This window comes from Flavobacterium denitrificans DSM 15936, from assembly GCF_000425445.1.
Taxonomy (GTDB): Bacteria; Bacteroidota; Bacteroidia; order Flavobacteriales; family Flavobacteriaceae; genus Flavobacterium; species Flavobacterium denitrificans.
Map to the genome: position 1 here is coordinate 299,418 of NZ_KE384377.1, position 25,157 is coordinate 324,574.

Consider the following 25,157-nt stretch of genomic DNA (forward strand, 5'->3'; position numbering starts at 1 on the left):
TTTATTTTTTGTATAGTTCGATTTCGTCTAGCATAACCATAGGTTTTTTATTTTTTCGTAATCTCCATTCAGGTAATTTTGATTGATTTTCTACTACTATTTTTATTTTGGCAAAAGTACTAAGGTTCAGGTTTTTAAATTCCCATGATTTTGTTGTAATTTCATATTCTTCTGTTAAATTATCATAATTTTTTTCTTCTAAAAGCTTCCATTTCTGATCTTTAAAGCCGTAAATCTTTATTTTTTTCGGTGGAAAAATCCAATGCCTCTGATCTTCGAGAAAATTCAATTTTATAAGATTAAAATCTAGTTTTTTAGTTTCGATTTCAAAAGAAGGATTTGTCCCATACCAGCCAATCCAATTGATGTTGAAGTCTTTGTGGCCTCGATTTCCATCAACAAGTCCGTAACTTCCTTTGCCTTTAAATTCTTCTGAAGGTTCAGTTAAAAAAATGACTTTCAAATCTTCACCTAAATGTGTAGTTGTATTTTCGCAAATTTTCAGCCATTCCTTATAATATTTATCGGGTGAAAGTCCGTCTTCACTCAATTCGTAGATTCCAAAATCATTGCAGGATTTGCTGAAATTTTGAACTCTTTCGGTCAATTTATCTTTGATTTGTTTTTCCCCATTATTATTTATGATAAACATTCCGTGTTGGTTTTTTCCATAAAATTTGGATTGCTCAAAATAGACAAATTCAAGACCAAGGCGTAGTTTTAAAATTCGTGATTTTAAAACCGCATCATCAGCGACAGCTTCAGATGCTAATTCGAGCAATTTATCGTATTGATCCATTGCATCGGGCCTCAAAAACGTATTTCGGGCTTGAACCGGACCAGAATAAATGTCTAAATAAGAATTGCTTTTATTTTGGTTTTCAATCAAAAGTTTCAAATAATCGCTAACGTGCGGCGCGGCTTTTCCGTAAAAGCCTCTTAAAAAATCTGCTGTAACAGCCTTAATATTAATATTGGTATCCCAAAGTAATTTCGCTAAAAGATACTGTCTCAATTCTGAGAAATCCCCAGGAACGTCAGCGTAGCCTTGAACAAATAATCCTTTGACTTTGTTTTTTTCAAAAAGCTTGTAATTGCTTTGAAAAGACTCAAAATTTGGGAAAGGCGACATATAATTAGAAAATTGAACTGTATAATCCCAAAGAAATAAATGCGGAGATGTTTTGCTCCAATTGTCTAAAACTTTTACAAATGAAGGAGCGCTTTGTGCTGAAATTGCTTTTCCTCGATTTAATTCTATTGGGCATAAAATAGTATAAATATTTGGTACAATTTTTAAATTAACTGGTGGTTTGAAGGTATGCAAATAAGCGAGCGTCGTAATTTTTGTATTTGGAAAATGAGCTGCAATTTTGTTCAAAAAATAATAAAAAGAACCTTGTGGCCCACCAAATTTCTCGTTGAGTTTTCGGCATTCGGTACATTCGCAATATACTACATCATCATTTTGACTTACCGAATAAAATTGCGCGTCTGGTTTTTGGGCAATAATTTTAGCCATTTTTTTCTCTACTAAATCAACAACGGTGTCGTTTGTCATGCATAAAGATTCGCTGTTTCTTTTTCCTTCATACAACGCAAAAAGCTTTGGATTGCTTTTAAAATATTCTTTTGGTGGCACAAGAACATTGAATGAATGTCCCCAGATTCCAAAATTGTCCATATGCCAATCTAGTTTGTGCCAGTCCCGAAAAGCTTCGTCATAACAATCAGGAAAAAACAATGCACGGTAATCAAAAGAAGGCTGATAGCGCTTTGTTGTGTTTTTAGGAAATAAAAATTCGGTTACTTTTGGAACATAAGTTTCTGTTGCTGTAAATTTTCTAAATTCCCAAATTTCCAATAAAGTATAAACTGCATATCGCAGGTATTTTGGATTTTGAGCAATGAGATAAATAGATTTTGAATCGCTTTTGATTAAAAATTCAGTGGGTTTTAATTTTTCGGTATCAGAAATTTCGAGAATTATTTCAGACGCGTCATCACTTTTATTTTGAGTAATGTTTTCAAATTCTTTTCCAAAAGCTTTATCAACATATTTTTTAAGAATCAAAGCGGCGTCACGGCTTTCATCAGATTTAGAAATAATACTGTTTTTGTGCGTTATAATAATTTCAGACTGAGCCATTATAGTTAGGTTAAATAGGAGAAAAAAGAGGAGCGGTAATTTAAGGTAAGGCTTCTTTTTCATAATTATTTAAAATTTATATTGCAGTACAAAGGCAAAATCAAGTTCGGTTTGAAATTTATTTGCGGTGTATTCCTGTTGATTGTCAGTAATCATAAATCCAGCGATGTAGTGGCTTTTTATCAGTTTAAAAAAACCTGCACTCAAGCGGTATGATCTTAAAGACAATCTGCTTTCATAATCTGCTGATCTTGTTTTGTCATCTGGGGAAGTTCCGTAACCAGCGATTAACGTAATATAATCAAATTTTGTTTTATAATAATATCTCGATGTCAAGGTAAAAGAAGTGCCTTCACTTTGAATATAAGATCTTATATTAATCCAATAAGAGCCAAAATATTTTCCAAGCCCGATATTTAATGTTTTTACATCACTATTATCGTTCATCAAAATATAACGAAGCCCCAAATCAGCTTCCCAGCCTTTGTCAAAATTATGGAAATAGGAATATCCCAATCTTATTTTCGGAAATGCATTGTCTTGACTATAAGCGATATCAATGTATGAATAATTATTCTTTTTTGCAAAAATATAGGATTCTCCTTCAAACTGTACGCCGCTTGTCATTACTGAATTCGACGAAAGTCGTCTAGCATAACTGACTCTCCCGATTAGGCTTCCCCAAGAACGTTGTCTCAAATAATCGGCACTAACTAAATGCCATGGCCCAATGCCATCACGGTTAATTGTAGTATAATTATAATACACCCCAACACGATCCATGTTGATTTGAGAATACAATTCATAAAGTAATTGCTGAATTTCAGGATCATTTGGAAATTTTGCCTTGATTGATTTTAGATACTTGGCTTCATTTTCAGTATCATTCTGCAGAGAATAAAAAGCAATTCGCTTAAGTCGGTAGGCTTTTTCATCAGGATATAATTCAATGGCTTTGTTTGCGACGGCTATGCCCTCATCATATTTTTTTTCATCAATATTCAAATTGATCAGATACATAAAAGCTTCCTGATATTTCGGGTTTTTATCAATTACATAATTGTAATAATATCTTGCGCTGTCTTTTGCATTCGTCAAATCATAATTGCGCCCTAATGCCAGATAAAAATCGAGATAATCTGGAGCTGTTTTTTTTCCTAATAATGCTCTTTGAATATTGAGTTTATAATTAGGATGCGCATTTTTCATGTCGTTGGTTATAACAGTCAAAAGACTATCTGTATCTATTTTCTGTGCTTTTATATTTTGGACAGAAAATAGAATTATCCAGATCATCAGGGAGGTATATAAAATTTTGTTGTATTTCATAATTCCATTATTTTTTGTTTGGCTGATCAAAACCTTTTCGAACCATGACGCCCCATTTTTGTTCTTTTTTTCCAAAGAAATACCAATATCCTTTTAATGAGGCATAAACATTTACAGGATGATACACAAAAGGCTCTATTGCCGCCATTGCGATCATGGTGAGCAGTTCTTTGTAGCTAGAATAGGTTCGGTACAATGTCTCATCAATTAATATTGAAATTATGGTAATAGATAAATAAAAAAGATATACCAAAAGGCTAACAATAAATAAATATTGGTAATTTATTATGTTAAGTATGAAGCTGGCTATCAGTATAATGACTCCTATAAGCTCAATTATAGGCACTAAAAATTCAAAACTGAAAAAGAAAGGCAAAACCAGAAAACCAGTTCTTCCATACTTTGGGTTCAAAAACATTTTTCTATGCAGATACAATGTTTGTATAAGTCCTCTTGCCCAGCGAATTCTTTGTCTCAAAAAAATTTTCCTTGTACTTGGAACTTCAGTCCAACAAAGTGATTCGGGAATATATTTGATTAAGAATTCTTGGTTGGTATCGTGCATATATTGCCGCATTCTGGTTACAAGTTCCATGTCTTCACCTAGAGACTGATGCCAATAGCCACCAGCTTTTACTACAATATCCTTATCAAACATTCCGAGGCCGCCTGATACTAAAAGTAACCCATTTATTTGACTCCAGGCCATTCTTCCAAACAAAAAAGAGCGCACGTATTCCAATTCCTGAAAACGTGGATACCATTCTTTTGGGTAATGAACTTTAAGCAGAAAGCCTTCCTTCACATCACATGAATTTGAAATTCTGATTCCCGCGCCACTTGCAATAACACGTGTTGTACTTTCCATAAAAGGTTTTGCAAGTTTTAAAATAGTATCCCGTTTTAAAATGCAATCAACATCAGTACATAAAAAAAGAGGATATTGCGATGAATTTATGCCAGCGTTTGAAGCATCGGCTTTACTTTTTCCGTTGATTTTATCTACAACAAGTAATTTGGAATAAACAGGATTTTTGGATCTATAATGCCCTCTTACAGGTTGTGTTGGGATCTTTTCTTGATAATAAAAATCAAATTTCACCAGCTCAAATTCGGTTATCAATTTTTCTAGTGTATCATCAGAACTTCCGTCATTTACAATTATAATTTCATATTTGGGATAAGTAAGCGAGAGCAGTGATTTTACATTATAAACAATATTTACACCCTCGTTGAAGGCGGGTGCCACAATTGAAACTCCTAATATATGATTGGAACGAAGCAAAACTTCTTCTTCAAGATAACGCTGATATTTGACATGCCTTATGATTGCCAAGTAAGACATAATGGCTAAAAAAACATAAAATAAAATATAAGTTATAGAAAATATGCCTGCAAAAATTGCATAGCAATGAATCAGCAGGTAAAAAAAGTCCTGTATCATAATTCTAATTTTCTAATGTGGTTGATCATTTTTTGAGTGTCAGGATCTTGAAGTCCCAATTTGTCAACACCTTTGGAATCTAAGTTGTTATAACAAAAAACCATTTTCAGTTTTACATCTTTTATTTCTTGTTTTGGAATTTTATTTCTTAAAAAGGCAATTGTTTTTTTTGTGCCTATTACAGCCAAAGTTTCTAATATTTCTATTTGAGTATCCCGTGTTTCATAATTAATTATAGAAAGAAGTTCGTCTTCAGCTTCATATAAAAATAGCTCACGAATGGCAATAATTACATCAGTTCTTAATGCTTTATGTTCGTGATTGAGCAATTTTATAATCTCAGCCGATTTGTTTCTGTAGTTGTAAAACACCATCGTCATGACGGCGAGTTTTAATATGGCTTTTTTTTCTGAATGTATCCAAAGATCAATGTCTTTAGGAATTGGGATGTTTTCCGAATGCAGCACATCCATTACTTTTATGGTTGTGATGCGAGACACTTTAACCGGAATTTTATCCAAAGCCAGCCAGTTGCCTTTTGAAAGTGCTAAAAAGGCGATATTGGCATTAGAAAGAATAATTTGGTTAGGATGGAGCAAATATTTTTTGATCAGATGAATTCCTGGCTTGTATCCCATGGCCTGAAAATGATAAAAACCGAGGCATTTTTTGTAATTTCTAAAGTCCCGAATTAAACTGGCAGAATAATGGTTTAAGTCAAGCTGTTTGTAAATGGAGAGAATATTTTTTGCTGTTTTTCCTTTTAAATTGCTTTTCATGCGAATCATATCGTCAATCAGCATATTTTTGCACCAGTTTTTATGTATCGGAATTTCTGATTTGAATTGTGAAATTTTATACTTTAAAATATTCTCATCTGGTTTTGAAAGCGTGATTTCTGTTAAGAAAATTTCTGATTTGCGAATGATATGGTGTCGGTAGGGCAGTGTGTATTGATAACGTATCCTTTTAAATAGCAGAATTACGATCAGAGATATGGTTATGATTAAGAAAAATGGAATGACAAAATTTTTGATATAACCTATAAGTTGCTCCATACCAATAGCTTTATACCGTAATATTACAAAAAAAAACAGAAAAAAGCTAATGAAAAAGAACGCAGTTTGCGGATTAAAATCCTTCGAAAACGCCCAATCCAAAAAGCGCAAAATCATATTTTACAGGATCTTGGTTGTCCATTTCTCGAAGTTTTGAATCTAATTCGGCCAAAGCTTTTCCATCGTTTTGCTTACGCGAAAGTAATCCTAATTTTCGAGCAATATTTCCGGAATGAACGTCCAAAGGACAAGATAAAATAGAAGGAGAAATAGTCTTCCAAATGCCAAGATCTACACCTTTTGCATCTTGACGGACCATCCAACGCAAGTACATGTTAATTCTTTTCGCAGCCGAATTGTTCAGTGGATCTGAAATATGTTTTTGTGTTCGAGGCAAATGATCGATTTCGAAAAATATTTTTTTGAATTCGCTGATGCTTTTCTGCAAACTATTTTCTTCTTTATTTTTTGCAAAAATAGCTTCTAAGCCATTATGGTTTTTGTAAATATGCTGAAGTCCTTTTATAAAACCGCCCAAATCTTTTCCGTTGAAAGTACGATGGACAAAGTTTTCCAAACGAGCTAAATCTTCTTCAGAATGTGACATGACAAAATCATAAGGGGTATTGCCCATTAATTCCATCATTTTATGCGAATTTTTGATAATCATTTTGCGGTTTCCCCAAGCAATAGATGCGCTTAAGAAGCCGGCAATTTCAATATCTTCTTTCTGAGAAAATAAATGCGGAATTTGTACAGGATCACTTTCAATAAAATCCTGATTGTTATATTGAATGACTTTTTCGTCAAGAAATTCTTTGAGTTCAGTTTTATTCATTTTCTGAAAGTTTTTTAGCGTAAAACCCGTCCTTTAAATCATTGGTTCTCATTTGCGGAATAATGTGAAAATAGTTCCTAAAATAATCAATTTGCTGTTTGTTCACACAAGGAAGTTCTCCGTTTCCATTTGCCCAGAAAAAATCATTTTTTACAGGAGAATTGTATTTGAAATTTCCTAAATGAATTGTTTCAAAACTCGTATCGCTTTTAGTGTTTTTATATGGAAAAACAATATTTGCCATCGAAAAGTTGCTGATTTTCATCATAAATTTATGATTAGCAAAACGATTTAAGTTCACTGGCATAAATAGAACTATACAAATAGGAACAATTGAAATTAATAATATAAAGCTAATAGCTTTTTTGTTCTGAATAACACAAACTAAACATACTAGTGAAAAGAACAATATGAAGTTCATGAAAAAGCGATATTGTGGTGATGTCACGCCAAGCAACAAAAGTTGTAAAGCCATAACAAAATAAAGTATCCATAAAGCTTTTTTATTTTGAAATTTAAAAAGGAAAAATGGAACAATCAGAAGCAAGAGAGTGCCAATTTTATTGAACAGACCATTTAGTTTTGGCATTGAAATCCATTGCAAAAACAAATCCCAAATTGACATTGCATCGTATTGTTCTTTAGTGATGAAAAATCCATAATATTTGATTTGATCATAATAAAAAACTTGTATGGAATCTGGAATAGCGTAATCCATTGACAATGAAGTGAATATTTTTGATGGAAAAATAGGCGAACCGCAAATAATCATATTTTTTATCACAAAGAGGACAAATAATAAAACGCTTAATAATGCAGGTTTTGCAAGTTTTTTAAATAAAAGCTTAAAATTGGTAAGTAATAGTAATATTGGAAATAAGGCAAAAGTCAAAGTGGTGTTTTTTATGTAAAGCAAAAAAAGCACTAAAATCACGATTAGATTATAAACCTCAGCAGTTATTTCTTTGAAGTTTTCTAAAAAATAAAAAAACAGAATAAAAGAGAAAACATAAACCGGAATATCAGGTGAGGGCGCGCTAATAAATTGAAAAAAGAAGATATTAAATAGTGGCAACAAACCAATAATAAGATAGTTTACATTTTTGTTTGTATAATATTCATTCAGTTTTTGAATTGCAAAAATATTCCCTAAAAGCAGGCCAAAACCGCTTAAATCGTTAAAGTTTTTATATAAAAACGAAAAATTGAAAACACTTTGAGCAATATGCCACCCGCTGGCTTGTCCGTAAAATAAATGAAGATTCACAAGGCCTTTTACAAAACCATATTCATTGAACCATTTTATAGTTTGTATGTAATACGATTCATTGTCAATGACGAAAGGAACAGTACTGCACTGCGCAATTATTAAAACCGAAATTAGTACTAGAAATAATTTTGAAAAGGTTGTTAATTCTTTTATTTCAAGTAAAAAAGAATTGTAGAGCGCAAAAATGGAATGACGGAATTTGAATATTGAAAGAATATTTAATAATGCAAAAGCAATGTGAAACTCGATATTAATTCGTCCAAAAATCGCCCAAATACTAGATAGAATTGTGACAGAAAATAAGCCTAAGATAGATGTAACAACAAAATTTCGGTTTTTTAAACCTATAATTTTATCAAAACCAATTCCGAGATTGATGGTAGTGAATAAAATATAAAACCAGCTAATTGCGATTAAAAGCATTAGCTAAGGATTTGTCCGTCAGACATTACTAACTTTCTATCTGCCATATTTGCCAATTCTTCATTATGTGTAACAATTACAAAAGTCTGCCCAAATTCATCACGAAGCTGAAAAAACAATTGATGCAGATTTTCGGCAGAATGTGTATCTAAGTTCCCCGAAGGTTCATCGGCAAAAATGACATCTGGTTTGTTGATTAAAGCTCTTGCAACGGCCACACGCTGTTGTTCTCCGCCCGAAAGTTCATTTGGTTTATGATCAACACGATGTGATAAACCTAAAAACGCAAGAAGTTTTTTAGCTTCAGCTTCAGTTTCTGATGGTTTTTTGCCAGCAATATAAGCAGGAATACAAACATTTTCTAATGCCGTAAATTCAGGCAAAAGTTGATGAAACTGAAAAATGAAACCTAAATTCAAGTTTCTGAAATTAGATAAAGCCTTATCATTCAGTTTGAGGATATTTTCTCCATTTATGGTTAATGAAGTATCTGTATTGCCGTTTGAAGGTTTATCTAAAGTTCCTAGAATATGCAGTAAAGTAGTTTTTCCGGCACCAGAAGCGCCAACAATCGAAACAATTTCTCCTTTTTTAATATGCAAATCAACTCCTTTTAAAACCTCAAGCTGATCGTAGAATTTGTGTATATTTTTTGCGTGTATCATTTTTTGAAACTGTTTCTACAAAGAAACGAAGATTATAGTCAATATTCAAATTCCAAATTCCAAATTCCAAATCTTGTGTTTATATTCAAAATCGAAAATCATAATTCGGTATATTTCTTGATAATGGGAATTTAGAAATTAAAATAGGAAAAGAAATAATTCAGTTTGATCAATTATTTTTAAATTCGAATTACTTTAAATTAAATGTATTATGCAAGATTTGAAAGTTATAGATGAAGATGATAAAATGAAAAAACTCTTGATGGGTTTGCTATTAGACGGGATCGGAATGATTTCGTTCAGTATTCCGTTAATTGGAGAATTTGCAGATGTGATTTGGGCGCCAGTTGCTGCGTATATAATGACCAGGATGTATAAAGGCAGAGTAGGGAAAGTAGCCAGTGTTTTGACATTTATTGAGGAAATTATACCTTTTACTGATGTGATTCCTTCGTTTACAATTACGTGGATTTATACGTATTATTTTCAGAAAAGAAATAAAGAGGTTTAATCTTTAAACAAAAAACCTAATCCCATATTTTTGAGCATTTTCTTTTCAAAGTTCCAAAAGAATTTAAATTGGCCAAAAATAGTTCCAATTGCGACTAGCAAAACTTGATAAATTGGGAAAATTATTATCAAACGAATTAAAGTAAACCAGCCACCAAAATCTTCTTTTGTGATACCCAGCCAAACGCAAAAAGGTTTAGAAAGCCACGCAGATGCCGATCCGGTGATGGCAAAAACGACAAGAATGATAACGGCTTGTAAATTTGAGGTAATTCCCCAGCGTTGCTTTAATTTATTCATTGTTATTTGTAATGATTACAAATATAGTAACATTATCTAGATGGAACGTAACCCCAAAGCTTTTGTTTATAAGTATTTTGAAAATAAATCATGTAGTTGTAAATAAGGTAATTTACTTCATAACCATAATGAATCTCTGGACGATAGTCAATCAGCATTTCATATAAATTCGGATTGTAAATTTGAGGCTGTCGTACACGATTATTCCATTCGGTTACATACAAATAGTTTTTGTTTTCGAGATAAGCTAAAGAATAATAAAAACGAGGTTGCGCAATTGAGGCCAGCCAAGTCGAAAAACCATTGTCGATAATAATTACTTCATATTCTAGGGAATCATTTGCAATTCGAATTGTATCATTTACACCAGAATGAGGCTTAGGCGAATTAGTAGCAACAACATTATTTTTTGAAGTTGTTGAACACGCAATTATCGTAAATAAAATAATCAATATGTAAATGAATTTCTTCATGACTTTTATTTTGAACTATTAAAGTTACGAATTTTTTTTGAGGTTCTGAGATTCTAAGGTTCTAAGGTGCTAAGTTATTCATGGCTATAAAAAAAGCTGTCTATTTTAATAAACAGCTTTTTGAATATTTTACAAAGAGGCTAAAATGTTAGTATCTTAGAAACTTAGAGTCTTAGCAACTTAGAGTCTTTATTTGCTTCCAAACAATTTACCAATAAAACCAGCAATACCTCCTTTGCTTTTAGTCACAACAAGAACATCTGCTACATCAACTTTTCCGTCGCTGTTTTGGTCAAGACCAAATTGCATTCCGTATTTTGAAATCGTATCCATTATTCCTGAAGCTTGACCGCTGTTTCCTGAAATAGAATTTATAATGTCTGAAATTTGAAAACTGCTGTCGTTTGGATCTTTTGCTTTATTGACTAAAGAGCCTAAAATCTGTGGAATCAAATTAGAAGCCACTCCACTTGAATCTGCACTGCTCAATCCGAATTTTTCGCCTAGATTTCCACTTAATTGCTGTTGTATTTGTTGCACAACAGGATTTGAACTGTCTATAGATGAATTTCCATTAAATAATCCTGCAATTTGTTCCGTTCCACCTTCAGAAACGATTTTTTGTAATCCTGCAAAAATTGAATTACTTGTTTCGCTTAATACTGCTTCATTATGTTCGTTTGGAACCGCACTATTGTTTACAACAGCATCGCCTCCGTATTGCTGTACTAATTGGGTTAATTGTTCAAACATGATTTTTAGGATTTAGATTAGAACTCAAATTTAAACAAAAAAAGAAAGGGATTTATTAAATAATGTTAATAAATCCCTTGCAAGTAATTTAATTATAGTTAATTAGCTTAACAAAGTAATGATTTGTGATGCTAATTCAGTACCAATTCTGTCTTGTGCTTCTCCTGTTGCAGCTCCAATGTGAGGGGTCAAAGAGATTTTAGAGTGCATTAAGATTGCCATTTCTGGTTTTGGCTCGCTTTCAAAAACGTCTAAACCAGCAAAAGCAACTTTTCCTGAATCTAAAGCTTTTACTAAAGCTACTTCATCAATAACTCCTCCACGAGCACAGTTTACAATTCCAACTCCGTCTTTCATGATTTCAAGTTCTTTCTCTCCAATGATGTAACCATCTTGAGCAGGAACGTGTAATGTAATGAAATCAGCTTCTTTAAATAAAGACTCTAGAGATTGAGAAACGATTTTAGTTGTAATTGATTGTCCGTCGAAAAATTCAACTTTTACATCTACTTCAGGAATAAAACTATCAGCAGCGATAACTTTCATTCCTAAACCAAGAGCCATTTTTGCAGTAGCTTGTCCGATACGACCAATACCAACAATACCTAAAGTTTTTCCTCTTAACTCAGTTCCGTTTGCGTAAGCTTTTTTCAAACCGTCAAAGTTAGAATCACCTTCTAAAGGCATATTTCTGTTAGAATCATGTAAGAAACGAACACCAGAAAATAAGTGTCCGAATACCAATTCAGCAACAGATTCTGATGATGAAGCTGGAGTATTGATTACATGAATTCCTTTGCTTTTTGCATAATCCACATCGATATTATCCATACCAACACCACCACGACCGATGATTTTGATACCTGGACAAGCGTCGATAATATCTTTACGAACTTTAGTCGCGCTGCGCACTAAAATTACGTCAACATTATTTTCATTAATATAGTTAGCTACTTGTTCTTGAGCTACTTTTGTAGTGATAACTTCAAAACCACCTTTTTCTAAGGCTAGAATTCCGCTTTTAGAAATTCCGTCATTTGCTAATACTTTCATTGTGTATGTTGTTTTATTTGGTTAATCGTTAAATCGTTTATTTGTTTAATCGATTGAACCAACTATTTGATTTTTCTTTTTTTTTTATTTAGGAGCTAATCCCGCTATCCGTTCCAATCTTTTTTGTTTTTAAAGAAAAAACAAAAAAGGATTTCCACTTCTATCGGGGCTAGAAATCAGTATTCAATTCACATTTTCGGTTTCTGAAAACTGCGACTGCGACAGAAAACTAAACTTTAGATTCCAATGCTTTCATTACATCAACTAAAACCTGAACGCTTTCAATTGGCATAGCATTGTAAATAGAAGCTCTGTAACCACCAACAGAACGGTGTCCTGGCAATCCAGAAATGTTTGCAGCTTTCCATAAAGCGTCAAAAGTTTCAGTGTGTTCAGGATTGTTCAATAAGAAAGTTACGTTCATGTTAGAACGGTCTTCAACTTTTGCAGCACCTTTAAATAATGGGTTTCTGTCGATTTCAGCGTAAAGTAATTCTGCTTTAGCATTGTTTAATTTTTCAACAGCAGCGATTCCGCCTTTTTCTTTAATCCATTGTAAAGTTAAAAGAGAAACGTAAACAGCAAAAACAGGTGGCGTATTGTACATACTTTCTCCTTTGATGTGTTTCGCGTAATCTAACATACTCGGAATCGTTTTTCCGTTTTTGCCTAAGATTTCTTCTTTAACCACTACTAAAGTAGTTCCTGCTGGTCCCATATTTTTTTGAGCACCTGCATAGATTAAGTCGAATTTAGAAAAATCTAATTCACGTGAAAAAATATCAGAACTCATATCGCACACAACCGGAACGTTAGTCGACGGGAATTCTTTCATTTGGGTTCCAAAAATGGTATTGTTGCTTGTACAGTGGAAATAATCAGCATCTGCTGGAATTTCGTAACCTTTTGGAACATAAGTATAATTGTCTTCTTTTGATGAAGCTACTACAACAGTCTCACCGAAAAGTTTAGCCTCTTTGATTGCCGCAGTTGCCCACGTGCCTGAATCTAAATAAGCCGCTTTTCCGTTTTCTTTCATTAAGTTGTATGGAGCCATTAAGAACGCTGTGCTGGCACCACCTTGTAAAAATAAAGCTTGGTATCCTTTTCCTTGAAGTCCTAATAATTCTAAAGCAAGGGAGCGAGCTTCTTCCATAACCGCAACGAAATCTTTGCTTCTATGCGAAATTTCAAGAATAGATAATCCTGAATCATTAAAATTTAAAATTGCTTTTGATGCCTTCTCAAAAACTTCCTGAGGTAAAATACTTGGTCCTGCGCTGTAGTTGTGTTTTTTCATGGTTGTTGTTAATAGTCGAAATTTTAAAGATGCAAATTTCGGCAATACGAGACGAAAAAGCGATAAATTATTCGAAATAATTAAACATATTTTTACTTTGTTGTTAACAAAAACGTTATAGTATCAACGTTATCTGCGTAATCCCACAATTGAGGCTTTTGAGTTTTGCCAAATGCAATGCTGTTTTTGATTAAATCATTGCTGACGATACACTGAATTTGTTCAGAATCAGCTTCAAGACGCGACTGTAAATCCTCAATGTTTTCGTAAAATTCATAAAAAACGCTCGAGATAGGCGAGGCGTAACTAGAGTCTTCTTTTATAGTCAAAAATCCGTTGTCCAAAAGCTTGAAGTTGCTCATTAAAAATACGGCTTTGTTATAGTCGTAATTATTAGCGTATTTTTCATAATGAATCACATCTTGATATTTGAACATCGCTTCAAAAAATCCATCAAAAGAATAATCTTTCGGAACAAAAAGTTTAGAAACATTTCGGCAGCCTAGTCCGAAATAACGGAAAATATCTTCACCCAAAGCTTCTAAATCTTCTTTGGATTCTTTTCCGTTCAAAACAGCAACAGAATTTCTGTTTTTTCTGATGATTGAAGGTTTGTCTTTAAAATAATATTCAAAGTAACGAGCAGTATTGTTGCTTCCGGTCGCAATTACGGTATCGAAATTTTCAAGTTTTCCTTCCACAAAAGTGATTTTATCTTTTAGATTTTCATCTACAGCAATTAAATATTTAGCCAAGAAAGGAAGTAGATGCTGATCGTTTGACGAAGTTTTAATTAAAGCTTTATTGCCTGTAATCAAAACGGATAAAAAATCATGAAAACCAACCAACGGAATGTTTCCGGCCAAAATTAAGGCAACAGTTTTTTCTTTTGGATTGGCATCAAAATTATACTTCGAAATCCATTTTGTAATATTTTCTTCTGTCAGAGCTTCTGCCCAAGAATTTATAGCAAAATAAACTTGCTCTGGCGTGTACCAGCCATTATGAGATTGTGATAAATGAATCAGGTTTTCAAAATCATCAAAAAAAATGTCGTTATACAAAACGTCAGTTTTTTTTATCGATTCCTTTTCAGAGAACTGACTTAAAAAATTTCCTAATTCAACAAAAATACTTTTTTTTGTTTCTAATGTCATAATGTTTGTTTATGAAGAGTTTTGATTGTAATTTTGCACAAAAATAAGCATAATTAAGTCGAAAGACAAAAGTCCAAAGTCGAAAGGTCGAAAGTTGAAAAGACTTTAATACTTTTACTTTTATACTTTCAAACTTTATGACAGACTTTATGACTTTAGATTTTATGACTTTTAAACTTTAAGACTAAAAAAGATGGCAATTATTATAACTGACGAATGCATTAATTGTGGGGCTTGCGAACCAGAGTGCCCAAATACAGCAATATATGAAGGTGCAGATGATTGGAGATATAAAGACGGAACAAGTCTTTCTGGAAAAGTAGTTTTACCTGACGGGACTGAGGTTGACGCTGAAGATGCGCAAACTCCAATTTCTGATGAAATCTATTATATCGTTCCAGGAAAATGTACAGAATGTAAAGGGTTTCATGATGAACCTCAATGTGCTGCTGTGTGTCCTGTTGATTGCTGCGTACCAGATGATAACCACGTAGAAGACGAAGAAACTTTGTTGAATAGACAGGCGTTTTTACACGGAGAATAATATTCTGAAGCTTAGATTTCGGAACTTTAAAAAATCCTGAGTAAATATGCTCAGGATTTTTTTTTGTCTTTTTTTTTGATATTTATTCTTTATAATGCTGTGGCATAACGAATTATTTTGTTAATTTGATGTTAATATTCCAAAAGCAGCCTATGGGGAGACTGGTACGTTTATTTATTCTATTATTTAGTATTACTGCTTTTGCGCAAAAATCTGAATATTCTATTATTGTAAAAGATATCGAAACGCAATTGCCGATAGAAAATGCGACAGTAGTTATTATGAAGACTAAGCAAATTCTGTTAAGCAATAAGGAAGGCAAAGTCACTTTTATGCTTACAGGAGGTTCTAATATTGAAATTTCGCAAACAGATTATGAGACTTTGAATATTCGCTGGGTGTCTTTAAAAGATGATCAAAAGTTTGTGGTCTATTTGAAGAACAAGAATAACAAACTGGATGAAATTGTAGTTTCAAAGGAAAATCCTCAAAAAATCTTTCAAAAAATTGTGGCTAATTCTAGGAAAAAATTAGCATCATCTTACAGATTAAAAGTCTATATAAGAGAATTTTTTATGCTCGATAATAAGTATTCCTATTATAATGATGGACTAGTTAATTTTCAGTTTTCTGTAAATCAAAAAAAATCGAGTACGACATTGTTAGTAGAGCAAAATAGATCCTATGGCTTGCTTGAGGCTGATGTGAGTGCTGATTTAAAAGGTTATAATTTGAATAACATCATGGAGAATTATTCGAATTTAAAATATTTTGACCCTGTTCTAGATCCGAAAACGAAAAAAGAATACGATTTTACAACAACGGGACATCCAAATAATAAAGATTATTATGTGCTGAAAATCACACCTCTGGACAAGTCGAAAAAGGCATTAGATACTTTTGAAATTGTCTATGATCCTGTTAAAAAACTGATTGTAGAATATATGATTACGATAGAGCCAAGAAATTTGATGCAAATTGAAGAGCAAACAAAGGCAGGTTCAAAAAATGTAACCAAATCTAATATAAGGGTCAGTTACAGAATCGATGGCGAAAATTATTATTTGTTGAGTTCGAATGAAGAAATCGCGTATAATCTTGTTTTGAAAGAACAAATTAAGAAAATTGAGGTTCGAAATAGTTTTACAACAACACATTTTAATAGACAAAATTTCACTTATAAGGAAAGCGATGTTTTTAAAGAGAAAACGCTTTTCAATAAAAAGAATAAAATCATGACCAATTATTGGGATATTTCTGGTTTTGTCGCGACTGATGAAGAAAAAGCAATTATAGCTGGTTTAGATTATAAGCTTTAAAAATGAGAAAATGAGAAAATGAGAAAATGAGGAAATGAGGAAATGAGGAAATGAGGAAATGAGAAAATGAGAAAATGAGGAAATGTGGAAATGTGGAAATGTGGAAATGTGGAAATGAGAATTTAAGCATAAAAAATCCTGAACTTTTGGTTCAGGATTTTTTATTTATTGTCAGGTTGAACAAAGACTGACGATTCTCTTTGTCGAGCTTCTAGCGTGTCCTTCGACTTCGCTCAGGAATGCAAAAAGTGAGAATAATTTTTATAGTCAAATATTCAGTTTTTCAGGCTGAGCAAAGCCGGAGCCCTTGTTTGGAAATGTCTAGAAATTAAATCCAAGTCTTGCGTAGTAATAAGCACCGCTGAATCCCATTTGAACGGCATCCCAGTAACCACCAGCCTCTGTATTTCCTTGTTCGTCTTGTTTTGTTGGATAAACATTGAATAAGTTGTTGCTTCCAATACTTACTTTTAGGTTTTTAGTAAGTCTATAGCCTAAAGTCAAATCTGTCACTAATCTTGGGTTATATACATCTTCTTCATCTGCATAATCAACTAAAACTACTTTGCTGAAACGAGTAAAAGCTAAACCTCCATCAAATTTTTTTTTTGCATAAGTAAGGTTTAGACCAAACTTGCTATCTGGTGCAGAAGCCAATAAGAATGCTTTTTCGCGGTTTCCAAAGAAAGTATCAGCATCTAAATCGCCATTTTTTACTTTGTCAATTTTCATGTCATTGATGTTTCCAACCAAAGTTGCGCCAATATTTCCGAAATCATATGTTTTTTTCCAAGAGAAAACTAAATCCAAACCATGTGTGCTGGTGTCAACTCCGTTGGCGAAAAACTGTGCCTCAGAAACGCCAAGCCCTAAAGAACTTGCATCAAAATATCCAGTAAGAACAATACGGTCTTTTACTTTAATATAATAACCGTCAACAGTTGCAGTGAAATCTCCATAAGTTGCCGTAAAACCTAAAGAAGCATTTACAGCTTTCTCTTCATTTAATTTTTCAATTCCGAAAGCTCTTGTAACAGGGCTGTCATTTGGGGCCAAAAGAACTTCGGTCGCACCGCTTGCGTTAAAGTTAGTGAAGCGCAAATTGTAATAAATCTGTGCTAGAGAAGGTGCTCGGAAACCTGTACTAATCGAACCTCTTAAATTGATATGATCATTAATTTTATACCTTGAAGCTAATTTTCCATTTAAGGTACTTCCAAAATCACTGTAATTTTCGAAACGAATAGCACCGCTGACCATAAAATCTTTGCTGACATCTAGTTCGGCATCAGTATATAAAGAGAAGTTGGTACGGCTTTCATTTACTTCGTTTGCAGGGCTGTATCCAGGAAAACCTTGGGAACTACCAGGTCTTGGGTTTCCAGAAATTGGATCGATTGGTGCGCTTTGAGTTGTTGGATCTGTAATTGGTTGTCCATTGGTGTCGTAAGTCGTGTAAGAACCTTCTTCACCTGCAAAAATTTCGAATTTCTCAACTCTGAATTCTGTTCCAAAAGCAATATTAAAACCGCTCATAACATCATCATAGTTTTTTGAAATATCAAAATTGGTAGTGTTTTGAAGTAAGCTGTGTCCTCCTGCATCAAAAGCTGTTGGCGAATTCTCTTCAAGAGAAGCGTTTAAAGTTCCTTTAATGTCATATTGGAATTTGTTGATTCCAAACGTATTGCTCAGGTCCAATTTCCATCCGCCTGTGGTTTTGGTTTTAATTCCTGCAGCCAATGAATTATCTGTAATATGTGAAGTGATTCTGGGAGTATATCCACCAGGGTAAATTTCTTCTACAACTCTTTCACCGTCGTTTCTTGTAAAGGCATAAGCGTCTGTGTCTCTAAAATTTGTGCCTCCAAAAGCGTAAAGTTCAGTTCTGTCAGATAATGGAAGACTGAAGTTGCCAAAGAAATTTAAGCCTCTGATTTGGGCATCACCGAAGCCTTTTCTAAAATCATACGCCGGTCTCAATGTTTTTTCCTTGTTTATTAATTCACCCGTAAAATTAGCATAACCGCCTTTGCCACCAACGGAAAACCCATAATTAGCGGCAACTTTCAATGAACCTCCGTCAAAAGATTTGTCTTTTCCGTATGAGTTTCCAAATCCTTTTTGGTCCAATCTAAAGCCTTCAGTATTTGGTGTTCCAGGCAAAAAGTCGCCTTTTGCATTGGTGTTAAAAACACCATAAGTAACAGACCCTGTAACTTCTTTTACATTATCGTTTGTAATAATGTTGATTACACCAGCAATTGCGTCAGAACCGTATTGTGCAGCAGCACCGTCTCTTAGAATCTCAATTCTTTTGATTGAAGAAGCCGGAATTGCATTAAGGTCGGTTCCTGTGTTTCCGCGTCCGCGTGTTCCAAATAAATTGATGAGAGACGATTGATGTCTTCTTTTTCCATTAATTAAAACCAAAGTCTGGTCAGGTCCCATACCTCTTAAAGAAGCAGGATCGACGTGGTCGGCTCCGTCAGAACCAGATTGTTTGTTGGCGTTAAACGAAGGTGCAACATATTGTAAAAGTTGATTAATTTCAATTTTACCACTTTGAGTCGTAACATCTTTTACATTGATTACGTCGATTGGAACAGCCGAATTTACAACGGTTCTTTTAGTGCTTCTCGAACCAACGACAACAACATCATTTAAAACTTGGCCGTCGCTCTCACTTAGAGTAATATCTATTTTATCGCTCGAAGCCGATTTTTCAACTGTTGAAAAACCAACGTAGCTAAAAACTAAAGTAGCGCCATCTTTGACTTTGATTTTATAGCCTCCTTCAAAATCGGTGGAAACGCCATTTGAAGTTCCTTTTTCGACGATGTTTACGCCAGGAAGTGGTGTACCAGTTTTGTCTTTAACAATGCCCGAGACTTCTTTTTGGGCAAAAAGAAATGCTGTATTTAGCAGAAATAATAATAAAACAATTTTTTTCATGTTGGTTTGGTTTTTTGGTTTGTTTTTTATTGGTTTAGTTTATAAAAGTAGTATTTTTTAACAAAATCTTAATAAAATGTTTAAAATTTTTCAGGATTTGATTTAAAATTGTATTAATGAACATTTTTAGTTCGTGCAAGAGCTATTAAATCTTATATTTGCAAAATTTTAAAGCCAAAAAATATGATTTTGGCAGAAATCAATAAAAGAACATTTAAATCGCAAAACATTAAATTACAATGTTTAATGTTTAGACCTAAAAAACTAAAGGTCGAATAAATAATATAGAAACAAACAGATGAAAGCAGGAATTGTAGGATTGCCAAATGTTGGAAAATCAACATTATTTAATTGTTTATCTAATGCAAAAGCGCAGAGTGCTAACTTTCCGTTTTGTACAATCGAGCCAAATATTGGTGTCGTAAACGTTCCAGATCCAAGAATCAACAAATTAGAAGAATTAGTAAAACCAGAGCGTGTACAAATGGCAACTGTAGATATCGTAGATATTGCAGGTTTGGTAAAAGGTGCGAGTAAAGGTGAAGGTCTTGGAAATCAGTTTTTAGGAAACATTAGAGAGTGTAATGCTATTATTCACGTTTTGCGTTGTTTTGACAATGATAATATTGTGCACGTTGATGGGAATGTAAACCCAATTCGTGACAAAGAAACTATTGATATCGAATTGCAGTTAAAAGATTTAGAAACAATCGAAAAACGTTTAGAAAAAGTAAAACGTGCTGCAAAAACTGGAAATAAAGAAGCGCAAACAGAAGAAGCTTTGTTAAACAGAATTAGAGAAGCTTTGTTGCAAGCAAAATCTGCAAGAACAATCGTTCCTCAAAACAATGATGAAGAAGTTTTAATGGAAAGTTTCCAATTAATTACTGCAAAACCAGTTTTATACGTTTGTAATGTTGACGAAAGTTCAGCAGTAAACGGAAACAAATATGTTGACCAAGTCCGTGAATTAGTAAAAGACGAAGATGCTGAAGTTATCGTGCTTTCTGTAGGAGCAGAAGCTGATATTACAGAATTAGAAAGCTACGAAGAGCGTCAGGTTTTTCTTGAAGATATGGGATTAGAAGAGCCGGGAGCATCAGTTTTAATTCGTGCAGCTTATAAATTATTAAAACAACAAACTTATTTTACAGCTGGTGTAAAAGAAGTTCGTGCTTGGACAATTAATATTGGAGCGACGGCGCCACAAGCAGCAGGAGTTATCCACACTGATTTTGAAAAAGGATTTATCCGTGCAGAGGTTATTTCTTACGATGATTACGTTCAATACGGTTCTGAAGCAAAAGCAAAAGAAGCTGGAAAATTCAGAGTTGAAGGAAAAGAGTATATCGTAAAAGATGGTGATGTAATGCATTTCCGTTTCAACGTTTAATTTTTTTCTTTAAGATAAAAGAACAAAGAATAAAGAACAAAGAACAAAGACTTAAGCTGCTGGAGAAATTCAGCAGTTTTTTTATGTTTAAAAATGAGAATAAAATCCGTTTAAATCTGCACTTTCGCGAAAGCGAATCTGTAAAATCCGCGTGCCATTTCGCAAACAATTTAACATCTTCAAATTTTTGGCTTAAAAATTGGTTACAGAAAAATTAACCAATTACTAATCTAAAAATCAACCAATCAAAATGCTAAAAAAATCTTTCAAATTTCTAGGGTGGACGCTTTTCGGAATTTTCACTTTTCTGGCTTTGTACATTTCATCCGTTTTGATTATTTCAAAAATCACAGTGAATTCTGATATTGCAAAAGTCGAAGAACAAAATGCAATTCCTATTTATATTCTTTCAAACGGAGTTCATACAGACATTGTCGTTCCAATAAAAAACGAAATCAAAGATTGGCGAAACGAAATTCAGTTCAGTCAAACACAATCCAAAGATTCTTTAATGAATTATATTGCTTTCGGTTGGGGCGATAAAGGTTTTTATTTGGAAACCCCAGAGTGGTCAGATTTAAAAGGGAGTACCGCTTTCAAAGCAGCATTCGGAGTAAGTTCGTCAGCAATGCATACTACATTTTTGAAGCAATTAAGAGAAGGCGACGACTGCAAACGCATTTTAGTTTCAAAAGAAAACTATCAAAATCTGGTCAATTATATTTCGAATAGTTTTAGTGATCCAATTCATCCACAATGGATTGAAGGTCATAGTTACGGAAAAAAAGATGCTTTTTATGAAGCAAAAGGAAGTTATAGCCTTTTTAATACTTGCAATACTTGGGCAAATAATGCTTTAAAAGCAGCAAACCAAAAAGCTAGCTTATGGACGGTTTATGATAAGGGGATTTTCTGTCATTATAAATGATTCTGCTATGAAAAAGATAGTTTTAATTGTAGCAATACTAGCAGTAAGCATTTCTTGTAAAAAAGCAGACGCACCAGCAGAATGCGTAGAAGGATGTGCGACTTTTTATTTTGAAAAGCCACAGCCTGACAATGATTCTGAGTTAGATCGTTTTCCGAGTAAATTTAGAGGATTGTATGTAAACAATGATTCAACCTTTATAAGAATTGAAGAAGATAGAATTCTAGAAGAATATTTCTGGAAGTTCAAAATTCATAAGCTTAAATTAGATTCATTAAAGGCTGAATGTGATATTGTTGATGGCAAATTAGTAGTAAAAGAGACAAGATATACTTATGATATGCTACCAAAAGGCGATTCAATTGAATTAATTCAAAAAAGTATCGATACGCTGTTTAGGTTTTCTCTTTATGAAAAAGCAAAACGAATTGATGGACAATTAATTTTGAGTAAAAAAGATTCTATATTTTGGAAGGTTCGATTTGTTTTACTTGATAAAAACACACTCAAATTTAAAAATCTGTACGATTTAAAAGACCTTAAAAAGCTTGATTCAGTCACTAAAACAAAGGCAAAAAAGCTTGATTCTATTTCTTATTTGATGAAGCCAGCAAGAAGCGAATTCAAAAAGATTTTTAAAATTAAAAATTTGGGATACGATCAAGAATTTAAAAAAGTGTTTAAATAAACATGGTAATAATATAAAATTCCACCAAAATCCAAGAACTAGAGAATTTTTCTTAATGCTTACATTTGAGTAAATATCAAACAGCCAGCAAATGAAAAAGCACAACATATTTTCAAAAACTTGGTATTTATTAAAAATGACATTTTTAGAATTCAATGATGATAATGCAATTAAATTAAGCGCGGCATTATCGTATTATACCATTTTTGCATTGCCTCCTTTATTGATAATTATAATTACTATTTGTGGTGTCTTTTTTGGGGAAGAGGCAGTAACAGGCCAGTTATACGGCCAAATAAATAGGTTGGTTGGGAATAATGCAGCGATACAAATTCAGGAGGCAATAAAAAATGTTCAATTATCAGACAGTAACATATTTGTGACCATTTTTGGGGTTGTAATGTTGCTAATTGGGGCATCGGGAGTTTTTGCAGAAATCCAAAGTTCCATTAATTATATTTGGGGATTGCGGGCCAAACCGAATAGAGGTTTGCGAAAATTTATCCAAAACAGAATTATGTCGTTTTCAATGATAGTTTCGGTTGGATTCTTGATGTTGGTTAGTTTAATGATCAACGCTACTTTAGACGTTTTAAATGCTCGTTTGAAAATGTATTTTCCAGACACTACTGTTTACTTTTTTTATGTGGTTAATTTGGTGATTGTTTTTGCCAGTATCACATTGCTTTTCGCAATTATATTCCGAACTTTACCTGACGGAGTAATCAAATGGAAGGATGCTTTTATCGGAGCTTCTTGTACTGCAATTTTGTTTATGATAGGTAAATTTGCAATTGGGCTTTATCTAGGAAATTCTACTGTTGCAAGTGTTTACGGTGCAGCAGGTTCTGTGATTATAATTTTAGTTTGGGTGTATTACTCCGCTATTATTTTGTATTTTGGAGCTGAATTTACAAAAGTCTACGCAAAAGCATTTGGAGGCAGTATTTCGCCAAATGATTATTCTGTAGAAATACAAAAAGAGATTTTCGAAATAGAAAATAATTAAAAAAAACGGCCACAGATTAAAATGATTTACACAGATTAAAAAAAAATCATTTTAATCTTCTTAATCTGTGGCAAAAAACAAATACCACACATGAAAATAGTAGCCTTTGGAGGAAGCAACAGCAAGCAGTCAATTAATAAGCGCTTAGCAACTTATGCATCAAGCTTATTTGAAGATGCCGATGTTGAAGTTTTAGATCTGAATGATTTTGCAATGCCGGTTTTTAGTGTTGATCTTGAAAAAGAAGTCGGTCAGCATTCATTGGCGCAAGCATTTTTAAATAAACTTAAAGAAGCTGATATTTTAGTAGTTTCAATGGCAGAAAATAATGGAAACTATTCGGTTGCTTTCAAAAATGTTTTTGATTGGAGTTCTCGAATTGAAAAAGATGTTTTTCAGCATAAACCAATGTTGTTATTGGCCACTTCTCCAGGAGGAAGAGGCGGAAGTTCTGTTTTAGGAATTGCTCAAAATCTTTTTCCGCGTTATGGAGCTGAAATTAAAGGAAGTTTCTCATTACCATCATTTGGCGCGAATTTTGATTTGAATGATAATAAAATTTCTAATGTCGAGTTAGACAAAGAACTGAAAGATATTATCAAATCAAATTTTTAAATGCCACAAAAAAAGACTTCAATTTTATTCCTTTTGCTGAATATTATTTTTTTCAATTTCGCTTCTGCACAAAAAGTAAGCGAAGTTGATAAAATCGTTGCAAAATACCCTAAAAGTTTTGCTAGCACTGAAAAATTAGCCGACAAAATCGAAAATGATTTTGATTCGGATTATGATCGTGCACGCGCCATTTACAGCTGGATTGCCTTCAATATAAAATATGACTTCAATACTTTTTTGAATCCGCCCAGAACGCAAGGTTTCAGATATTCTTCTGAAGCTGAAAAACAACGAAAAATAAAACAGATTAACGATAATCTGATTCAGAAAACTTTTACTTCTAAAAAAGCAGTTTGTGAAGGTTTTACAGCTTTGTACCAACATTTGGCTTCCTTAATGGGAATAAAATGCGAGATTATTCGCGGAGATTCTAAAATTTCGGTAAGAGATATTGGCCGAAAAACAACTTCTTCCAATCACGCCTGGAATATGGTTTTAATTGATAAAAAATGGCGTTTGGTTGACGTGACCTGGGGTCAAGGTTATTATGACAGTAGTAAAGGCCGAATGGTAAATGATTTTAACCCTGTTTATTTCGACACAGATCCTGATTATTTCTTCGCCAAACATTTTCCAGATTCAGGAACCTTTTCAGGAGAAAGATTAAGCAAAGATGATTTCCTGAACGGGCCATTGATTTATAATAAAACAATTGAATTCGATTATAAAATCAAATCGCCAGAATCAGGTTTAATTGAAGCTAAAAGAGGCGATAGAATTACTTTCGAAATCAAAAACATTTCCAAATCAAATCAGGTTTTTTATTTGAATAAATACAATAAACCGGTTAAAATTCAAAATCCAAAAGAAAAACGAGGCGGGCTAGAATTTCAGATTCTTTATGATAATAATGTAGGCGAATATATTACGATTTTTGTCGATACAAATAGTATTGTGTCATTTAAATTTGTTTCAAAGTAGGAA

General features: G+C 33.1%; 23 protein-coding genes. 9 read left to right on the forward strand and 14 right to left on the reverse strand.

Annotated features, from left to right (window positions below; all coding sequences use genetic code 11):
* Position 1 precedes the first annotated feature (1 nt).
* From H600_RS0113125 to H600_RS0113155, 7 genes are all read right to left on the reverse strand, one after another.
* Complete coding sequence (locus H600_RS0113125) at positions 2-2,149, reverse strand: DUF4838 domain-containing protein (protein WP_245176566.1); 2,148 nt, start codon at positions 2,147-2,149, stop codon at positions 2-4.
* A gap of 69 nt (positions 2,150-2,218) precedes the next feature.
* Positions 2,219-3,478 carry a YaiO family outer membrane beta-barrel protein gene (locus tag H600_RS0113130; RefSeq protein ID WP_157509920.1) on the reverse strand — a complete coding sequence of 420 codons (1,260 nt, stop codon included), beginning with the start codon at positions 3,476-3,478 and terminating at the stop codon, positions 2,219-2,221.
* A 7-nt stretch (positions 3,479-3,485) separates the two neighbouring features.
* Positions 3,486-4,922, reverse strand: a complete 1,437-nt coding sequence (locus H600_RS0113135) for a glycosyltransferase family 2 protein (RefSeq protein ID WP_026729213.1) — start codon at positions 4,920-4,922, stop codon at positions 3,486-3,488.
* Positions 4,919-5,980 (reverse strand): HEAT repeat domain-containing protein, encoded by a 1,062-nt coding sequence (locus H600_RS0113140; protein ID WP_026729214.1) that lies wholly within the window; start codon positions 5,978-5,980, stop codon positions 4,919-4,921. The genes H600_RS0113135 and H600_RS0113140 overlap by 4 nt, the downstream gene beginning before the upstream one ends.
* A gap of 73 nt (positions 5,981-6,053) precedes the next feature.
* Complete coding sequence (locus H600_RS0113145) at positions 6,054-6,818, reverse strand: TIGR02757 family protein (RefSeq protein WP_026729215.1); 765 nt, start codon at positions 6,816-6,818, stop codon at positions 6,054-6,056.
* Positions 6,811-8,511 (reverse strand): LIC_10190 family membrane protein, encoded by a 1,701-nt coding sequence (locus H600_RS0113150; RefSeq protein ID WP_026729216.1) that lies wholly within the window; start codon positions 8,509-8,511, stop codon positions 6,811-6,813. Before H600_RS0113150 ends, H600_RS0113145 begins: the two co-directional genes overlap by 8 nt.
* Positions 8,511-9,176 (reverse strand): ABC transporter ATP-binding protein, encoded by a 666-nt coding sequence (locus H600_RS0113155; RefSeq protein ID WP_026729217.1) that lies wholly within the window; start codon positions 9,174-9,176, stop codon positions 8,511-8,513. The genes H600_RS0113150 and H600_RS0113155 overlap by 1 nt, the downstream gene beginning before the upstream one ends.
* Before the next feature lie 211 nt (positions 9,177-9,387).
* On the opposite strand from H600_RS0113155, the gene H600_RS0113160 reads away from it, so the two are divergent.
* Entirely contained in the window at positions 9,388-9,687 is a 300-nt protein-coding gene (locus H600_RS0113160) for a hypothetical protein (RefSeq protein WP_035108645.1), read from the forward strand.
* On the opposite strand, the gene H600_RS0113165 is transcribed toward H600_RS0113160, so the two are convergent.
* The 6 genes from H600_RS0113165 to H600_RS0113195 all read right to left on the reverse strand — a co-directional run bounded on the left by H600_RS0113165 (position 9,684) and on the right by H600_RS0113195 (position 14,722).
* Positions 9,684-9,986, reverse strand: a complete 303-nt coding sequence (locus H600_RS0113165) for a DUF6787 family protein (protein WP_026729219.1) — start codon at positions 9,984-9,986, stop codon at positions 9,684-9,686. The two genes, H600_RS0113160 and H600_RS0113165, sit on opposite strands and share 4 nt — an antisense overlap.
* A gap of 32 nt (positions 9,987-10,018) precedes the next feature.
* Positions 10,019-10,459, reverse strand: a complete 441-nt coding sequence (locus tag H600_RS0113170; protein WP_026729220.1) for a DUF6146 family protein — start codon at positions 10,457-10,459, stop codon at positions 10,019-10,021.
* 189 nt (positions 10,460-10,648) lie between these two features.
* The gene (locus H600_RS0113175; protein ID WP_026729221.1) at positions 10,649-11,212 is read right to left on the reverse strand and encodes a DUF937 domain-containing protein; all 564 of its coding nucleotides are present in this window, start codon (positions 11,210-11,212) and stop codon (positions 10,649-10,651) included.
* 102 nt (positions 11,213-11,314) lie between these two features.
* Positions 11,315-12,265, reverse strand: coding sequence for a D-2-hydroxyacid dehydrogenase (locus H600_RS0113180; RefSeq protein ID WP_026729222.1), 951 nt, complete (start codon positions 12,263-12,265; stop codon positions 11,315-11,317).
* A gap of 229 nt (positions 12,266-12,494) precedes the next feature.
* On the reverse strand, positions 12,495-13,565 hold the full coding sequence (gene serC, locus H600_RS0113185) for a 3-phosphoserine/phosphohydroxythreonine transaminase (RefSeq protein ID WP_026729223.1): 1,071 nt from the start codon (positions 13,563-13,565) through the stop codon (positions 12,495-12,497).
* Positions 13,566-13,657: 92 nt separating this feature from the next.
* Positions 13,658-14,722, reverse strand: coding sequence for an acyl-CoA reductase (locus H600_RS0113195; RefSeq protein WP_026729224.1), 1,065 nt, complete (start codon positions 14,720-14,722; stop codon positions 13,658-13,660).
* Between the two features lie 193 nt (positions 14,723-14,915).
* Here H600_RS0113195 and H600_RS0113200 point away from each other — a divergent pair, with 193 nt between their 5' ends.
* Positions 14,916-15,266, forward strand: coding sequence for a 4Fe-4S dicluster domain-containing protein (locus H600_RS0113200; protein ID WP_026729225.1), 351 nt, complete (start codon positions 14,916-14,918; stop codon positions 15,264-15,266).
* Between the two features lie 152 nt (positions 15,267-15,418).
* Positions 15,419-16,585 (forward strand): peptidase associated/transthyretin-like domain-containing protein, encoded by a 1,167-nt coding sequence (locus H600_RS0113205; RefSeq protein WP_026729226.1) that lies wholly within the window; start codon positions 15,419-15,421, stop codon positions 16,583-16,585.
* 321 nt (positions 16,586-16,906) lie between these two features.
* On the opposite strand, the gene H600_RS0113210 is transcribed toward H600_RS0113205, so the two are convergent.
* A complete protein-coding gene (locus H600_RS0113210; protein ID WP_026729227.1) occupies positions 16,907-19,540 on the reverse strand; it encodes a TonB-dependent receptor in 2,634 nt (877 codons plus the stop codon).
* Between the two features lie 298 nt (positions 19,541-19,838).
* On the opposite strand from H600_RS0113210, the gene ychF reads away from it, so the two are divergent.
* The 6 genes from ychF (at position 19,839) to H600_RS0113240 (ending at position 25,154) form a co-directional block, all read left to right on the forward strand.
* Positions 19,839-20,933: a redox-regulated ATPase YchF gene (gene ychF / locus H600_RS0113215; RefSeq protein ID WP_026729228.1), complete on the forward strand. Its 1,095-nt coding sequence runs from the start codon at positions 19,839-19,841 to the stop codon at positions 20,931-20,933.
* 250 nt (positions 20,934-21,183) lie between these two features.
* Positions 21,184-21,861, forward strand: a complete 678-nt coding sequence (locus H600_RS0113220; RefSeq protein ID WP_026729229.1) for a TIGR02117 family protein — start codon at positions 21,184-21,186, stop codon at positions 21,859-21,861.
* A gap of 7 nt (positions 21,862-21,868) precedes the next feature.
* Complete coding sequence (locus tag H600_RS0113225; RefSeq protein ID WP_026729230.1) at positions 21,869-22,549, forward strand: hypothetical protein; 681 nt, start codon at positions 21,869-21,871, stop codon at positions 22,547-22,549.
* Positions 22,550-22,640: 91 nt separating this feature from the next.
* Complete coding sequence (locus tag H600_RS0113230; RefSeq protein WP_026729231.1) at positions 22,641-23,558, forward strand: YihY/virulence factor BrkB family protein; 918 nt, start codon at positions 22,641-22,643, stop codon at positions 23,556-23,558.
* 90 nt (positions 23,559-23,648) lie between these two features.
* Positions 23,649-24,173, forward strand: coding sequence for an NADPH-dependent FMN reductase (locus H600_RS0113235; RefSeq protein WP_026729232.1), 525 nt, complete (start codon positions 23,649-23,651; stop codon positions 24,171-24,173).
* On the forward strand, positions 24,174-25,154 hold the full coding sequence (locus H600_RS0113240; protein ID WP_026729233.1) for a transglutaminase domain-containing protein: 981 nt from the start codon (positions 24,174-24,176) through the stop codon (positions 25,152-25,154).
* Positions 25,155-25,157: the final 3 nt, after the last annotated feature.

Bases quoted from the DNA above. Each gene is read 5' to 3' on its own strand.
- H600_RS0113125 (WP_245176566.1), bottom strand. From the start codon at position 2,149: ATGGCTCAGTCTGAAATTATTATAACGCACAAAAACAGTATTATTTCT.
- H600_RS0113130 (WP_157509920.1), bottom strand. From the start codon at position 3,478: ATGAAATACAACAAAATTTTATATACCTCCCTGATGATCTGGATAATT.
- H600_RS0113135 (WP_026729213.1), bottom strand. From the start codon at position 4,922: ATGATACAGGACTTTTTTTACCTGCTGATTCATTGCTATGCAATTTTT.
- H600_RS0113140 (WP_026729214.1), bottom strand. From the start codon at position 5,980: ATGGAGCAACTTATAGGTTATATCAAAAATTTTGTCATTCCATTTTTC.
- H600_RS0113145 (WP_026729215.1), bottom strand. From the start codon at position 6,818: ATGAATAAAACTGAACTCAAAGAATTTCTTGACGAAAAAGTCATTCAA.
- H600_RS0113150 (WP_026729216.1), bottom strand. From the start codon at position 8,511: ATGCTTTTAATCGCAATTAGCTGGTTTTATATTTTATTCACTACCATC.
- H600_RS0113155 (WP_026729217.1), bottom strand. From the start codon at position 9,176: ATGATACACGCAAAAAATATACACAAATTCTACGATCAGCTTGAGGTT.
- H600_RS0113160 (WP_035108645.1), top strand. From the start codon at position 9,388: ATGCAAGATTTGAAAGTTATAGATGAAGATGATAAAATGAAAAAACTC.
- H600_RS0113165 (WP_026729219.1), bottom strand. From the start codon at position 9,986: ATGAATAAATTAAAGCAACGCTGGGGAATTACCTCAAATTTACAAGCC.
- H600_RS0113170 (WP_026729220.1), bottom strand. From the start codon at position 10,459: ATGAAGAAATTCATTTACATATTGATTATTTTATTTACGATAATTGCG.
- H600_RS0113175 (WP_026729221.1), bottom strand. From the start codon at position 11,212: ATGTTTGAACAATTAACCCAATTAGTACAGCAATACGGAGGCGATGCT.
- H600_RS0113180 (WP_026729222.1), bottom strand. From the start codon at position 12,265: ATGAAAGTATTAGCAAATGACGGAATTTCTAAAAGCGGAATTCTAGCC.
- serC (WP_026729223.1), bottom strand. From the start codon at position 13,565: ATGAAAAAACACAACTACAGCGCAGGACCAAGTATTTTACCTCAGGAA.
- H600_RS0113195 (WP_026729224.1), bottom strand. From the start codon at position 14,722: ATGACATTAGAAACAAAAAAAAGTATTTTTGTTGAATTAGGAAATTTT.
- H600_RS0113200 (WP_026729225.1), top strand. From the start codon at position 14,916: ATGGCAATTATTATAACTGACGAATGCATTAATTGTGGGGCTTGCGAA.
- H600_RS0113205 (WP_026729226.1), top strand. From the start codon at position 15,419: ATGGGGAGACTGGTACGTTTATTTATTCTATTATTTAGTATTACTGCT.
- H600_RS0113210 (WP_026729227.1), bottom strand. From the start codon at position 19,540: ATGAAAAAAATTGTTTTATTATTATTTCTGCTAAATACAGCATTTCTT.
- ychF (WP_026729228.1), top strand. From the start codon at position 19,839: ATGAAAGCAGGAATTGTAGGATTGCCAAATGTTGGAAAATCAACATTA.
- H600_RS0113220 (WP_026729229.1), top strand. From the start codon at position 21,184: ATGCTAAAAAAATCTTTCAAATTTCTAGGGTGGACGCTTTTCGGAATT.
- H600_RS0113225 (WP_026729230.1), top strand. From the start codon at position 21,869: ATGAAAAAGATAGTTTTAATTGTAGCAATACTAGCAGTAAGCATTTCT.
- H600_RS0113230 (WP_026729231.1), top strand. From the start codon at position 22,641: ATGAAAAAGCACAACATATTTTCAAAAACTTGGTATTTATTAAAAATG.
- H600_RS0113235 (WP_026729232.1), top strand. From the start codon at position 23,649: ATGAAAATAGTAGCCTTTGGAGGAAGCAACAGCAAGCAGTCAATTAAT.
- H600_RS0113240 (WP_026729233.1), top strand. From the start codon at position 24,174: ATGCCACAAAAAAAGACTTCAATTTTATTCCTTTTGCTGAATATTATT.